Origin of the sequence: Ligilactobacillus saerimneri DSM 16049 (genome assembly GCF_000423265.1) — a bacterium.
Classification (GTDB): domain Bacteria; phylum Bacillota; class Bacilli; order Lactobacillales; family Lactobacillaceae; genus Ligilactobacillus; species Ligilactobacillus saerimneri.
Map to the genome: position 1 here is coordinate 1 of NZ_AUHQ01000038.1, position 13,807 is coordinate 13,807.

14 protein-coding genes are annotated in these 13,807 nt (G+C 42.6%); 4 read left to right on the forward strand and 10 right to left on the reverse strand.

From position 1 onward, the window contains the following. A partial coding sequence (locus G541_RS09690) for an IS30 family transposase (RefSeq protein ID WP_027826706.1) occupies window positions 1-305 on the forward strand: 305 nt, incomplete at its 5' end. A gap of 71 nt (window positions 306-376) precedes the next feature. Here the strand turns inward: G541_RS09690 and G541_RS0107695 are convergent. The 4 genes from G541_RS0107695 to G541_RS0107710 form a co-directional block, all read right to left on the reverse strand. Beyond that, window positions 377-2,677 carry a DNA translocase FtsK gene (locus G541_RS0107695; RefSeq protein ID WP_027827061.1) on the reverse strand — a complete coding sequence of 767 codons (2,301 nt, stop codon included), beginning with the start codon at window positions 2,675-2,677 and terminating at the stop codon, window positions 377-379. Between the two features lie 24 nt (window positions 2,678-2,701). Next, entirely contained in the window at window positions 2,702-3,214 is a 513-nt protein-coding gene (gene trmL, locus G541_RS0107700; RefSeq protein WP_009553845.1) for a tRNA (uridine(34)/cytosine(34)/5-carboxymethylaminomethyluridine(34)-2'-O)-methyltransferase TrmL, read from the reverse strand. A gap of 184 nt (window positions 3,215-3,398) precedes the next feature. Next, window positions 3,399-3,899, reverse strand: coding sequence for an aminoacyl-tRNA deacylase (locus G541_RS0107705; protein ID WP_009553846.1), 501 nt, complete (start codon window positions 3,897-3,899; stop codon window positions 3,399-3,401). A 132-nt stretch (window positions 3,900-4,031) separates the two neighbouring features. After that, window positions 4,032-4,388, reverse strand: coding sequence for a PTS glucitol/sorbitol transporter subunit IIA (locus G541_RS0107710; protein WP_009553847.1), 357 nt, complete (start codon window positions 4,386-4,388; stop codon window positions 4,032-4,034). Window positions 4,389-4,554: 166 nt separating this feature from the next. On the opposite strand from G541_RS0107710, the gene G541_RS0107715 reads away from it, so the two are divergent. Beyond that, a complete protein-coding gene (locus tag G541_RS0107715) occupies window positions 4,555-5,586 on the forward strand; it encodes a lactonase family protein (protein WP_027827062.1) in 1,032 nt (343 codons plus the stop codon). Next, a complete protein-coding gene (locus G541_RS09695; RefSeq protein ID WP_051174612.1) occupies window positions 5,586-6,134 on the forward strand; it encodes a copper homeostasis protein CutC in 549 nt (182 codons plus the stop codon). The genes G541_RS0107715 and G541_RS09695 overlap by 1 nt, the downstream gene beginning before the upstream one ends. Window positions 6,135-6,376: 242 nt before the next feature. Here G541_RS09695 and G541_RS0107725 read toward each other — a convergent pair whose 3' ends face one another. The 6 genes from G541_RS0107725 to G541_RS0107750 form a co-directional block, all read right to left on the reverse strand. Further along, window positions 6,377-7,531 (reverse strand): glycerate kinase family protein, encoded by a 1,155-nt coding sequence (locus tag G541_RS0107725; protein WP_027827063.1) that lies wholly within the window; start codon window positions 7,529-7,531, stop codon window positions 6,377-6,379. A gap of 9 nt (window positions 7,532-7,540) precedes the next feature. Then, window positions 7,541-8,836 (reverse strand): GntP family permease, encoded by a 1,296-nt coding sequence (locus G541_RS0107730; RefSeq protein WP_027827064.1) that lies wholly within the window; start codon window positions 8,834-8,836, stop codon window positions 7,541-7,543. Window positions 8,837-8,989: 153 nt separating this feature from the next. After that, entirely contained in the window at window positions 8,990-10,357 is a 1,368-nt protein-coding gene (mgtE, locus tag G541_RS0107735; protein WP_009553852.1) for a magnesium transporter, read from the reverse strand. 15 nt (window positions 10,358-10,372) lie between these two features. Beyond that, complete coding sequence (locus G541_RS0107740; RefSeq protein WP_027827065.1) at window positions 10,373-11,269, reverse strand: RluA family pseudouridine synthase; 897 nt, start codon at window positions 11,267-11,269, stop codon at window positions 10,373-10,375. Beyond that, window positions 11,269-12,069, reverse strand: a complete 801-nt coding sequence (locus G541_RS0107745) for an NAD kinase (protein WP_027827066.1) — start codon at window positions 12,067-12,069, stop codon at window positions 11,269-11,271. Before G541_RS0107745 ends, G541_RS0107740 begins: the two co-directional genes overlap by 1 nt. 30 nt (window positions 12,070-12,099) lie before the next feature. Beyond that, window positions 12,100-12,744 carry a GTP pyrophosphokinase gene (locus G541_RS0107750; RefSeq protein ID WP_009553855.1) on the reverse strand — a complete coding sequence of 215 codons (645 nt, stop codon included), beginning with the start codon at window positions 12,742-12,744 and terminating at the stop codon, window positions 12,100-12,102. A gap of 167 nt (window positions 12,745-12,911) precedes the next feature. Here G541_RS0107750 and G541_RS09700 point away from each other — a divergent pair, with 167 nt between their 5' ends. After that, on the forward strand, window positions 12,912-13,520 hold the full coding sequence (locus G541_RS09700; RefSeq protein WP_009553856.1) for a DsbA family protein: 609 nt from the start codon (window positions 12,912-12,914) through the stop codon (window positions 13,518-13,520). The last annotated feature ends 287 nt before the right edge of the window (window positions 13,521-13,807 follow it).

Below are 13,807 nucleotides of genomic sequence, written 5' to 3' on the forward strand. Positions count from 1 at the left end.
ATCAATTAGGAACTAATCTCAAGACACTGACGGTTGATCACGGGAAAGAGTTCGCCAACTACCAATCAATTGAGAAAAATACCGGCGTGCCGTTGTACTTTGCCCATGCTTATTCTCCGCATGAACGTGGTAGTAATGAGAATCGTAATCGAGTGTTACGGCGATTTATTCCTAAGGGTCAGCCAATTGAAGAGATTAGTGATGATGAATTGATTCAGATTAACTGGTATCTGAATTCACGGCCACTCAAATGTTTGAACTGGCGAACTCCAATTGAGATCTTTTTGCTTAATCTGCGTCATTAAATTTGTTCAAGTTATTTATTGCAATCTACCAAATACAAAAAGCGCGCCAATCTTAGGTGCGCTCATTAGCCTTATTCATTTTGATCCGGCTTAACATATACTTGCCGTGGCTTGCTTCCATCAGCTGGGCCAATTAGCCCCGCTGCTTCTAGTTGATCAACGATCCGGGCTGCACGGTTATAGCCAATCTTAAACCGGCGTTGCAATAATGATATGCTGCACTTCTGTTGCTGCTGAATAAATGTTACCACTTCATCAAAAAGTACGTCCCGTTCCTCAGCCTCATTCTCATCAGCAAGTTCATTATCTGTTACCAAGAGTGTCTCATCATAATCCGCTTGGGCTTGCTTCTTGATGAAGTCAACCACATTCTTGACATCATCATCTGTAACAAATGCCCCCTGAACCCGGGTCGGTTTGTTCTGTCCCATTGGCAGGTACAGCATGTCCCCCCGGCCTAGGAGTTTTTCTGCACCAGATTGGTCAATAATTGTACGCGAGTCAGTATTGCTGGAGACAGCAAAAGCCATCCGTGATGGCACATTGGCCTTGATCAAACCAGTAATGACATCCACTGAGGGGCGCTGGGTAGCAAGAATCAAATGGATCCCTGCGGCCCGCCCCATCTGTGCAATACGAATAATCGCCGCTTCGACTTCACTCGCTGCTACCATCATCAGGTCTGATAGTTCGTCCAAGACACAAACAATATATGGCATCAACGGTTCAGCCGTGCCCTGCTCCTGGTTTTGTCGCATAATCATTTCATTATATGTTTCAATTTTACGCTGCCCCGTATTAGCAAACTGCTCATAACGATCTTCCATTACCTTGACCAGCTTATGCAGAGCTTTAGCCGCCTTTTGTGGTTCAGTTACAACTGGCGTTAGCAGGTGAGGGATATCATTATAAATCCCCAATTCAACTTTTTTAGGATCGACTAAAACGAGCTTGACTTCAGTGGGCAGGTTGTTAATCAGTAAACTAGTGATGATATCATTAATCGCTACTGACTTCCCACTCCCCGTCGAACCAGCAATCAGCAGGTGGGGCATCTTAGCCAGGTCAGCTGTGATTAATTTGCCCGCAATATCGCGTCCAATGGGCACTTCCAGTGGTTGGTGGGACATTTTTTGCTCCTCACTAATAACATCTTTAAATGCTACCGGTGCCACTTTTTGATTGGGAACTTCGATCCCAATCAAAGCCTTTCCTGGAATTGGTGCCTCAATCCGAATATCTTTAGCAGCTAGAGCCAAGGCTAAATCATTAGTCAAATTAACTATTTTGCTCACTTTAACCCCAATGGCGGGATGTAACTCGTATTTCGTAACTGACGGTCCCAAAATAGTATTTTTTAGTTCAACATCAACACCGAAACTCTCGAAGGTTTCCTTCAAGATCCGCTCGTTGCGCTTAATAACTTGTTTTTCTGCACTCTGATCAACTGTTGTCCCGTCCTGAAGCAAACTCAAAGGTGGCAACTGATAATCAGTGAGTAGCGTTCGGTAGCGTTGCTGCAACATTGGTTTTACCTGTTTCTGATCTTCATGATCGGCTTCACCGCTCTTAGGCGGTTGAACCTGATTCCACACGCTTGTCTGCTTTTCAGGTTCCCTATCGGTAATCGCTTTTTCCCTAGGGGCCATGGCAACCGATGGTTGAACACCTGGCTCTTGGGGATCAGCTTGGATTTTTTCAGGGGCTTTTTCCTTGCGGCGTTTGTCTGCTTGTTGCTTAAAGTTATGGAATACTTCTTTACCCTTTTGACCACCACGGCTAGCCCACTTTCCACTCCATCGAAAAACCTGCGCCAAAAAACGCCCCACTACTTCCAATGCCTGGCGGGAACTTATGTTAAAGGCAGTTAAAACGCCGAGGATGATAAGTAAACTCGCAATTATAAATGAACCCAACTGGGCCACCAAAAAATGTGTCCCAGTGTACAGGAAGGCTGCTACCATCCCCCCACCAACCGAATTACCTAGTGTATCAGCAATAATATCTTGAATTAGATACTGCCAATTAATGCTGATAAAATTAGCATGTAAATCCAATTGCTGGAAAAAATACGCTTCTTTAAATAAAAGACTTCCCCCTACTATGAGACTACTTGCCCACCATGTCCGCTTGCTCAGGTGGGGGTCACGGTCATTAAGGAGCAAATATCCTCCTAAAAGAACCACCAAAACTGCCAAAACTTGATAGAAATCGCCACTAACAATCCGCAATAAATTGTCAAATAGTCGTCCTAAATGGCCTAATTTTAGTAACCCCAGCACTCCTAAAAGAATAAAAATTAAACCCTCAACTCGCCGGGAATGATCGGTCGAAGTAGCAGTTCTTCTTTTTTTTCTTTTTCTTTGCGGCATGAGTGCTTCCCCCTTTAGTCTCTTTTACTTAAGTTTATCATGCTCATAAGTATGCTGGGTTTCCAGCGCAGGAAATTGTTGTTGCCGTAAGGCTTCGTAGATCACAATAGCAGCCGAGTTGGATAGGTTTAACGCTCTGATGTTGTGATCATTTTGCGGAATACGGACACATTTTTCTGGATACCGCCGCATAAATTGTTCAGGTAAGCCTGTCGTTTCCTTGCCGAAAAGGAAATAGTGATCCTTAGTTGTATCAGTATAGTCAACTTCAGTGTATGCTCGTTCAGCAAACTTAGAAACAATATACAAATTATTCAGATCTGGAATGGAATCAATGAATTCCCGCAGGTTTTTATGATAAGTAATCTTGACCTTATCCCAATAGTCTAAGCCAGCCCGCTTCATATGTTTGTCATCAGTCGAAAAACCTAATGGTTCAATTAGATGTAACTCCGTATTAGTTCCCGCACATGTCCGGGCAATATTTCCCGTATTAGCAGGCATCAATGGTTCAAATAGCGCAATATGATTTGTCACTGTTAACTTCCTCTCTGGTAAAATGTGCATAAAAAAAGCGTAACCATTCGGTGTGGGCACGGCGAACAGCTACGTTATGAAGTACAATCATCTAGTAACTAACGTTATTGACGATAATTACTAACAACCGATTTCTTAGAAATTATAATACCACAATTTTAGATAATTACAAGCCCTTTTGTTTTTATCGTTCCACTGCAATATAGCGTCCCCGCACCAAACTGACAAGATCCTCACGTTTCATCCTAACCGACCGCCCGATTTTACCGGCTGATACCGAAATCTCAGAATATTCTTTAATTCGTTCATCAAAATAAATAGGAAAGCCTTTTTTAAAACTGATCCCAATTGGCGTATTAGCTCCATGAACATAACCAGTAATATTAATTAACTTTTTGTTATCAGCCAAATGAACTTGCTTCTTCCCCAATTCATGGGCAACCTTCTTTAAATCAATTTCATTTTGCAATGGTAGGCACACTACTAAATAATCCTTGGGATCTTGATTAGCATTGAGAACAATCGTTTTTAGCAAGCTTCCTGCTGGAACACCCTGTTCCTCTGCTTCTGCTAAAGCGTCATTTCCACGATTGATCCAATCAAATGTATATTCTTGATACGCAATTCCATGTTGGTCTAAGATCCGCTCTTCATTAGTCTTTTTTAACTTCTTTTTCTTAGCCATCATGCTCCCCCTCTGTTAATTTATTATTAATTATAGTTTTATCATAATGTCTTATGCAAATAAAAAGAGCCATCATAAAGCGGATTTACACCGGTTAAACCTGGAAAATTGCTTCATTGATATGGCTCTTTGTTAGCTATACTTGATGATAGTTCCCTTTTTGATCTGAGGTAACTCATATGGTTCCAAGTAAATAGCATTTTGCTGTGGGTTTTCTGGTACATCTTTAAAGTTCAAAGTAGCATGGCCAATCATCAAGATATTACTCTTTACTAGCTCGCCAACATACTTTACTGTGTATTCTTGATCATCAAACTTGATCTTGTTGCCAACAGCAATATCATAATTCTCTGGTAAAAGCCCTGAGAATCGTTGAATAACCGAAACCTTCCGTAATTGATCGGACGCAGTTTCGTCAAATAAGATCAGTAGCGGATCATCTGCTGAAATTGCTTCTGATCCAATTGACATCACTTGCGATTCAAGCATCATTTTCCCTCCTTACCATTAATTTTTATATTCATTTTACCATAGTTCCCGCCGTGGTTGTACCAGCAAACTTAATCCCACCAGGAGAAAGAAAGTTCGCCAACTATAGTGTGCTATACTGAGAATAAATTAATTTCTAGCTTTATTCTGTGAAAGGATGATATTTATGGAAGAAAAAATCCTTTTTGGAACCTATACCAGTAAGGCAAGTAAGGGGATTTACAGTGGAACGCTTGACCCAGTAACCGCCAAAGTACATGACATCAAGAACATTGCTACCCTAGATAACCCTACTTATCTTACAACTGACGACAATGGGGGCCTATATTCGATTATTAAGCGGGGAAATGAAGCAGGTGTAGCCAGTTACGTTTATGATGCTAACTCTGGGACAGCTCAATTAAAGTCCACCGTCCTAGCTTCTGGCCCAGCCCCATGCTATGTTGCTTATGATGCTACTAAGCACCTCCTTTTTTCTGCAAATTACCATACCGCTGACATCAAGTTATACCGGGTAGCAGCAGACCATACTTTGACCCTCTGTGATACTTTACATCGTTGCGGTCATGGCCCCCGTCCAGAACAGCAAAGCGCACACCTGCACTACGTTGATCTGGCTCCTGACGGCAATTTAATTGCTGTTGATCTTGGTTCTGACCAGCTGCTGACACTTCATGTTGCGGATGATCGCCTTATTTTGGACCATGTTACTGACCTCCCTGCCGGGTTTGGTCCGCGGCATATTGTTTTCAAAGACGAAGCTACCGCTTATGTGGTCGGGGAATTAAGCAGTCAAGTCGCTCTGCTTCATTATTCCAACGGACGCTTTACTATCGTGGCAACTCATGCCACTATTCCTGCCTCTTGGCAGGCTCATAATGGGGCAGCAGCGATTCGCATATCAGCTGATAAAAAATTCCTCTATGTTTCCAACCGTGGTTACAATTCGATTGCTGTTTTTGCAATCACTGCCAATAATCAGTTACACTTAATCCAAAATGCTAACACTGCTGGGGACTTTCCGCGGGACTTTGCCCTCGATCCAACCGGCAAGTTTCTCTTAGTAGCCCACCAAAATTCTGACAACCTTACCCTTTTCCGGCGCGATCCTGCTACTGGTTTGTTACGCCAACGCCTCTGGCACGACACAACTTTACCGCAAGGGGTATGTGTTCACTTTATTGGAGGAAATAATTAATGTTAATTAAAAATAAAGTTGTTACTAACTTTGCTGCTGTAACTGCTGCTCTCAATGCTGGTTACACCCACTTAACTATCGCTAGCGCAACTTCACCACTGACAACCCCTAGTCATGGTTTTATTGCTGAAACGATACGCTATGCCCATGAACATGGCGCTGCGGTTGATGTTCTCATCGCTGCTCCCAAGCCTGACTATATCTACAATGACAGTGAAATTAAAATCATGGAAGCTGATGTTTTCACTGTGCAGTCATTAGGTGCAGATGGAGTAATTATCAATGCACTAACTGACAAAGGCGGTTTAGACAGCTCAAGTTTAGTGCAGTTGATAGCAGCTGCGGGTGGAATGCAAGTTAGCTTAGGCTGGAGCATTGATCAGTTAGCTCCAAGTCAAGTAACCGCTACAATTAAATGGGCCCATGATCAGCAACTTGATCACATTTACTCGACGCAACATGATCTCTCTGATTCCCTGGTGGTGCCTGTTGTTGCTTCAGATGCAGCTGATCTTTCCGATCAGTACCGGTTTATCTTAGAACTGTAATTTAGGAGTTAGGGAATAGCGCTGATTTATTAATTTCTCTAATTTTTATTATTCTGACTTAGGTGCAAGCTGATTTGCGCCTAAGTTTTTTATTTTGCAGCTACAAAATGCATACATAATTTTCTAAAATTAGTCCTTTTGCCAATTCCACCCGGTATATAGTTTTATATGGCGGGTGTTTATGTGCTCTCATATATTGACAAGAAAAAAGGAGGTCATCCAACCTCCTTTTGCACTAATTATTATTGTTGTTGCATTCTAGTTACTTTGAGTAACCGGGCGATATTCTCTGCAGTTTGAGCGATATCATGCTTGCCATCAGCAATCGCCTGATCTAGATCTTTAACCCCGGCTGGAGTAGCAAAAATGGCATCCATTGCTGCACTTCCATACAATGAATCAATATTTTCGCCAACATTTCCTGCCAAGACAATTACTGGCGCCGTTGGCGTTACTTCTTTAGTTGCTTTAGCTACGCCAAAAGGTGTTTTGCCAAACTTAGTTTGAAAATCAATCCCACCTTCACCAGTAAAGACAAAATCTACTCCTTGGGCTTGTTGTTTTAGGTGGGTAAACTCAATCACTAAATCGATTCCGCGTGCCATTTGTGCCTGGGTAAAGGCTAAAAGCCCCATTCCCAAACCACCAGCAGCTCCGGCACCAGCTGTGTGCTCAAGGTCTTTCCCCAAATCACGTTTAACAATATTTGCGTAATGGTGCAGGTTATGGTCTAAAACAGCCACATCAGCTGCACTGGCACCTTTTTGGGGACCAAATACTGCCGCTGCTCCGTTTTCTCCTGTTAAGGGATTGGTCACATCCGAAGCAATTAGAATAGTTGTTTCTTGCAGGCGGGGATCAGCCTCTTGGCTTTCAATGTGATCAAGACGGTTCAAAGCCCCACCACCAAAGGCTAGTTCTTGATTATTTTTATCTTGCAAACGAAAGCCTAATGCTTGTGCCATGCCTGCACCACCATCATTAGTGGCCGAACCACCAATTCCCAAGATGATCTTTTTTATCCCTTGGTCTAGTGCGTCTAAGATTAATTCTCCGGTCCCATAGGTCGTTGTTACTAAAGGATTTTTCGTCTGTTCGTTCACATATTGAATGCCACTGGCCTGGGCCATCTCAATCACAGCTGTCTGTCCGTCACCTAAGATCCCATACTGAGCAGCAACTGTTGTGCCCAAGGGTCCTGTAACATGCTTAGTGAGCAAGCGTCCTGCTGTCGCATCAACCAGTGACTGGACTGTTCCTTCACCACCATCAGCCATCGGAACCAACCGGTATTCTGCTTGGGGATAAACCCGCTCGATACCCGCCTTGATTGCCTGTGCAACTTCCTTAGCAGTCAACGAACCCTTAAAAGAATCAGGTGCAATAAGAAATTTCATGTTAACCTCCTAAACTAAGTGCAAAAAGCCATATAAAAGCGTTGCAGTCAAACAAGCCGCCCCACCACATAACATTTCAAAAAGAATACCTTCTGACCGTTCTTTAATGTTCATATGCATTGCAGATCCGGTAACGTGGAAGTAATTCCCCTGTGGCAACTGGTCGATAACAATCGCCCCAGTATGAACCATTGCAGCGCCAGCCAAAGGACTGACACCAAAGCCCAAAATTGCCTTTGAAAATGAACCGGTGGCCAAAATAACCCCAGTAGAAGTGGAAGCAGCTGCCCCAGCCATCAAGATCCCAGACAACGGGGCTAATAAAGTTCCTGGAATATGGCTGACTTTAATTGCGGTTATCAGTAATTCAGGCAAAGTAGATTGGGTAATCGTGGCCCCAATAGCTCCAGCCCCAATCAAAATCATAACAACCGTTGTCATCTTAGCCACACCAGTAGCAGCATAATGCGATAAATAAGCTCCCTTTTTCATTGCCAAGGCGCCAATAACGGCAGCAAACGGCAAGACATAGGTGGCATCCAGATCAATTGTACTCATCCACCCAATGTGAAAAATCTGCCCTAGTGGATTAATCAGCAACAAAATAATGGCAATGATTGGTGTTACCAAGGAAGCCCATAAAGGCGGTAGACTGTCTAAGGCATCCTGATCACTTTCATCCAGATCAGTATCCTTTACTGCTGGACCTCTACCTTTAAGGAAAGAAGCGACAATTACAGTAACAATAAGTGCTACTAAAGCGGGAATAAAATCTGCAATCATCACTTGACTAAGATTTAATCCAAAACCCTTAGCAGCAGCAATTGTATTGGCATTCGGTGATATGATATTTCCCGCTTTGCCACCACCTGAAAGGGCAACCAACAAAGCCAACTTAGAAATATGACTCCGGTGTCCGACTTCAAGTGCAATTGGCGCAACGATCAAAACTGCTACCGGAATAAATACCCCCACAGCAGTAATCACCATTGTGGCCAACGCAAGGGCAAATAGTGCCATTTTGTCCCCTAACTTTTTTACAATTGTCCGTGCTAATGTATTGGCAGCTCCCGACTCCATCATAACGCCGGCCAACATCCCCGCTGCCAGGACCCGGACAACGGTTCCCATGACACTTTGTGAACCTTTCACTAATACATCTACTGTTTGCGCTAAATTAGCGCCACCTAACAGGCAGCCAATGATCGCACCCAAAAAAAGAGCATATACTGCATTTAGTTTACGCAAAATCAAGATAATTGCGCTCGCAAGACCGATCAAGGCCCCCCACCACGAAATAATCACGTATTACATCTCCCTAGTAATGATAAATCAGTTTTTAGTATAGTAGTCTAACTTTGTGAAATCAATAACAAACTTTATTCATGCTTCGAATACTAAAAAAACCTTGTCCAGCCGGGTGGAACATCCGGCTGGACAAGGCTAGCTTAAGCTTATTCATTGTCCAACAAAAAAATTCAAGAATAAGCGCGCAATATTAAAGTAGATCAACACTGATGTTAAGTCACTAAGAGTTGAGATAAAGGGACCAGAAGCCACCGCTGGGTCAACCCCTATCTTGTCCATAAACATTGGAATAAAACTCCCCGCTAAGTTAGCGACGATAATTGCACACATCATGGCAAAACCGATCACAAATCCCAACACAAAATTATGCTTCCAGATACCGACGATTATCATGATCACTGTGCCTGTAACCAAACCCAAAATCACGCCTGTGATCAACTCACCAAACAATTGGCGAAGCAACGACTTTTCGTCATCATCAAATGCTAAGCGGCGCACTGCCGTCGCCAAACTTTGGGTTCCGGCATTCCCAGCCGTCCCCGTAATTGATGACATGAAAACCGCTAAAATACTAGCTTGACTAACTAAGCTTTCATAATGTGAAATCAGACTAGTAGTCGACATCCCCAAGAGTAACAACGTAATCAGCCATGGCATCCGCTTAAAGGCAGCCCGCCACGGACTTTCATCTGGTTGCTCAACGTCAACCGCAGCCAACCCAGAGTAATCTTCCGCCGACTCTTCATCAATAACGTCAATGATATCATCGACGTTGATAATACCGATCATATGGTTGGCAAAATCAGTTACCGGGATAGCCAAGAAGTTATAGTCCCGAATTGTCCGAGCAACATCTTCCTGATCGTCTTCAACCTTTACCGACATTACTTGCCGGTTCATAATATCTTTAACCATAATGTGGTTTTCATTGCGGAGCATATCCCGCAAGGTCAAAATCCCCACTAAACGTTGCTCATCGTTGATAACATATACATAATAAATAGTTTCGGCATCTTTAGCCGCTACTTTAATTTCTTGCATTGCCTGCTCAACATTAAGCTCCTGCGAAATAGCGACAAATTCTGTCGACATGATCGAACCAGCTGTCTTATCCTCATAATGGAGTAATTTACGAATCTCAGCTGCTGTTTTAGCCGGTAATAACCGTAAGTAATTATTCAGATGTTCTTTATTGGCATAAGCCAAGATATCAACGACATTATCTGAATACATTTCATTAATTACCCCGGCCGCATATGTAGGAGTCATTTCATCAAAAAATGCTACCACTTTTTCAGGTTCTTCTTCAATCGCGTTGAACATATCCCCAACTTCTTCGGGGGTCAAGTACCGGTATAACCGTGTTCGTTCATCCCGGTCTAATTCAATAAATACCTGTGCTTGTTCATAAACGTGATAAGCCAAATAAGTTTCCCGAAACTTACGGGCTTTTTGAGCATCTAATAACGTTTTTATGGTTGTGATCTGCTCATGATTATTCAGTTGTTTTTCAACCATGAATAGTCACCTCTTCTATTTTAATTTCAGTAATTGTGCTAGTTCGCTTGGTAAAGGTGTATTGACTACCACCTGCTTATGGGAAAAAGGTTGCCAAAATTGTAAGTAATGGCAGTGTAAGGCTTGACGCTCGAGGCCTACTCCTTGTGGCCCTCCGTACAGTCGATCACCAATCAACGGATGTCCCATAAAAGCAGCGTGGACCCTAATTTGATGCGTACGCCCCGTTTTCAAGTCAACCTCATATAGGCTATTACCATTGCTTACTTTTAGCCGGGTAAAGTGGCTATATGCCAATTTGCCGTCAGAACGCACCTGGCGCTTGTATACATTATCTGGATCAGGACCAATTGGTTGAGCAACTACAAAATCCGTTTCCCAATCATCTCCAGCAATGATTGCATAGTAATGCTTGAGTAGTGTGTGGGCTGTTAGCTGCTGGGCAACAGCAGCATGAGCCAACCGGTGCTTAGCAAAAAGAACTAAGCCTGAAGTATCGCGGTCTAGGCGCGTTACAATGTGGGGAACAATTCCTTGCTGCTCATATCCACGAAGCAAATAGTAGCCCCACACCCTACTTACCAATGAATCATCCGGATGAACAGCTGAAGGAATTGAAGCCAAGTGGCCCGGTTTATTCACCACTAAAAAATCGCGATCTTCATAAACCACCTGTATTGGCACAAAGGATGGCACGATGTTAGTACTGATTGGTTCTGGGGGAAGAATCACATGAACCTGGTCACCAGCAAAAAGCTTATCAATTTTGCGGCTGGACTGACCATTAACTAAGATTGTCCCCTCGACATCATTACGAATTGTACTCAGTAAACGCCGGGAAAGTTGTTGTTCTTTGAGGAAAGTTTTCAACTTCATGGGGACTTCCCCTTGATATTCCCACTGCAAATCCATTATCTTTTACTCCCAATGAATGATTCCTGTACCCGGTCCCAAAAATCATTATGGCGGTATTTAGCAAACTGGATACGGTGCTTGGATACCCGGTAAGAAATCTGGGCAATCTTTTTTTGGGGCAAGGTCATAGCGTCAACAGTTAAAAGAAACTCTGTTTCCTGTTCAGGAATGAATTTCACCGTATCATTAGGCGAAATAATCATCGGTGATCCCAAAGTTCGAAAAACCAAATTGTTTAAGGAACTAATCTCAGCCACCTGCATTACATCGAGGTCAGGATGAACTACTGCCCCACCCAACGACTTATTATAGGCAGTTGATCCCGTAGGAGTGGAAACACACAGCCCATCACCCCGGAACCTTTCAAAAAATTCTCCCCCGATATAAACATCCGTCACTAAGGTTGCACTCAATTTTTTTAAGGCCGACTCGTTTAAAGCCAAATATTCCCTACACTTCGCTGTATCAGCAAACTGTACCTTAACTTCTAGCAACGGATAGGTAACTGCTTGGTCATTGTCCGATAATAAACTAACCACTAGATCGTCTAGTTCATTGGCTTGCCAATCTGTATAGAAGCCTAAATGACCGGTATGGACACCAATAAATCGTATCCGATCAACTTGATCTTGATAATCATGGAAAGCCGAAAGCAACGTTCCGTCACCCCCAATAGAAATAACAATATCAGGGTATTGATCATCAACTCCGATCCCATTATCCCTTAATTTCTGCAAGAGCGTTTGCTTAATCACCTGTGTTTTAGCTAATTTATTTGCGACAATTGCTACTTTCATTGTCTTTCCTCCAAAACTGGTTTCATTTACCTACTGGAACAGGTGGGGATGCCCGCCTTTATTCTTCCGGTGTTCAAACTCTTTTTGTGCCTTTTGAATCTCATCCCTAATATTGGACATTTCTGTGTCTAATAAAAACGTTGCCTCAGCACTTTTTTGCAACCGTTGCGCCAATTCATGCGGAAACTGTCCATGATATTTGTAGTTTAGTGAATGCTCAATAGTTGCCCAAAAATTCATCGCCATCGTCCGCACCTGAATTTCAGCCTTTACCACTTTGATGTCAGTTAGCGTCTGCACCGGATATTCAATGATAATGTGGTATGACCGGTAGCCGCTCGGTTTACGATTGGAAATATAGTCGCGTTCTTCCAAGATTTTAAAGTCCTGCCGCCGCCGAATTAATGCCACGACTTGGTATATATCCTCTACAAATTGACATACGATACGAACCCCGGCAATATCTTCCATATCCGGGTCTAGCCGTGATAACGGAATATTGCGTCGCTTCATCTTTTCCTCAATACTTGCCAGCGTTTTTACCCGTCCCGTTACTAATTCAATCGGCACGTGCTGACCCGTTTGGGCAAATTGTTCCTGATATTCCTGAAATTTGAAGATTAATTCATTAACAGCCTGACTATAAGGCTGAATAAACTGTATCCAGTTTTCCATCACACGCATAACCCTCATTTCGCCTCAATATACACTTTTTCAGTGTAACACAGATCAGAAGTATGCCAAAAGCAAACTCATTATTCTTGCAGGAAAAACATAATAATTGAAAAAAAATTTGTTTTTGATAAAGTAAGGATAGTTATATGTGAGGCGGAGGAGAAAAGTTGTTAGAAGTATATTTATTCGTTAATCCAATTGGAAAAATTTGCTATCAAGCTGAAAAGGACTTATTGGAGTTGGTCAGCCATACTTCACAAAAAATCCGGTTCCGTTTCATTACGTTAATGTCGCTCAAAACAATTGAAACTGTTATGTTGCGTCATCACTTGGCACTGGATAACTTAGAAGCACGTAATGACCTTTCCCAACAAATCTATCAGTCTGCTATTGATTACAAAGCAGCTTGTTTTCAGGGAAAAGAACGTGGTTGTCAATTTTTATTAAGCGTTCAAAAGCAAGTCGGGGTAGAGAAACAACCTTATAGCGATGCAGTAGCTAAAAAAGCAGCGGCGGTTGCTCACCTTGATTGGGAAATGTTTTCCCAAGATCGCAACTCACCGCTAGCAGTCGCGTCTTTCCATAAAGACCAAAAAGTGGCTGCCGAAATGAATGTCACTGATCATCCAACTATTGTTGTATGTGACCCTATTAATGATACCTGTGCTTTTTCTTTTCAAGGTACGGGTGCTATTAAGGCCCTTGCTACTTACTTAGCAGAAAAAGAAACCGGGACCGATTCAGTTGCAGGCACATTCCCATTACCCCACAATTAAGATAATTAAGAGAAGGTTATCCGCCTTCTCTTTTTTATTTGCTAATATTACATAATAATGTGGAAAATAACTGCACGCCTAGAAGCTTGGGATATATGCAGACCCACCGCCTTGTCACAAGGATGTTTTACATCCATTTGTCGATTATTTTTTCCAAAATTTCTTTTTGTTTGGCAGATTGTAAAATTTAAGTTGAACATTTTAGTGGACAGAAAAACCCATAAAGGTCTTTAATGGTGTCGTTACAACATTCCATTAGAAAGAAGGACCTTTATGGGCACCACTAT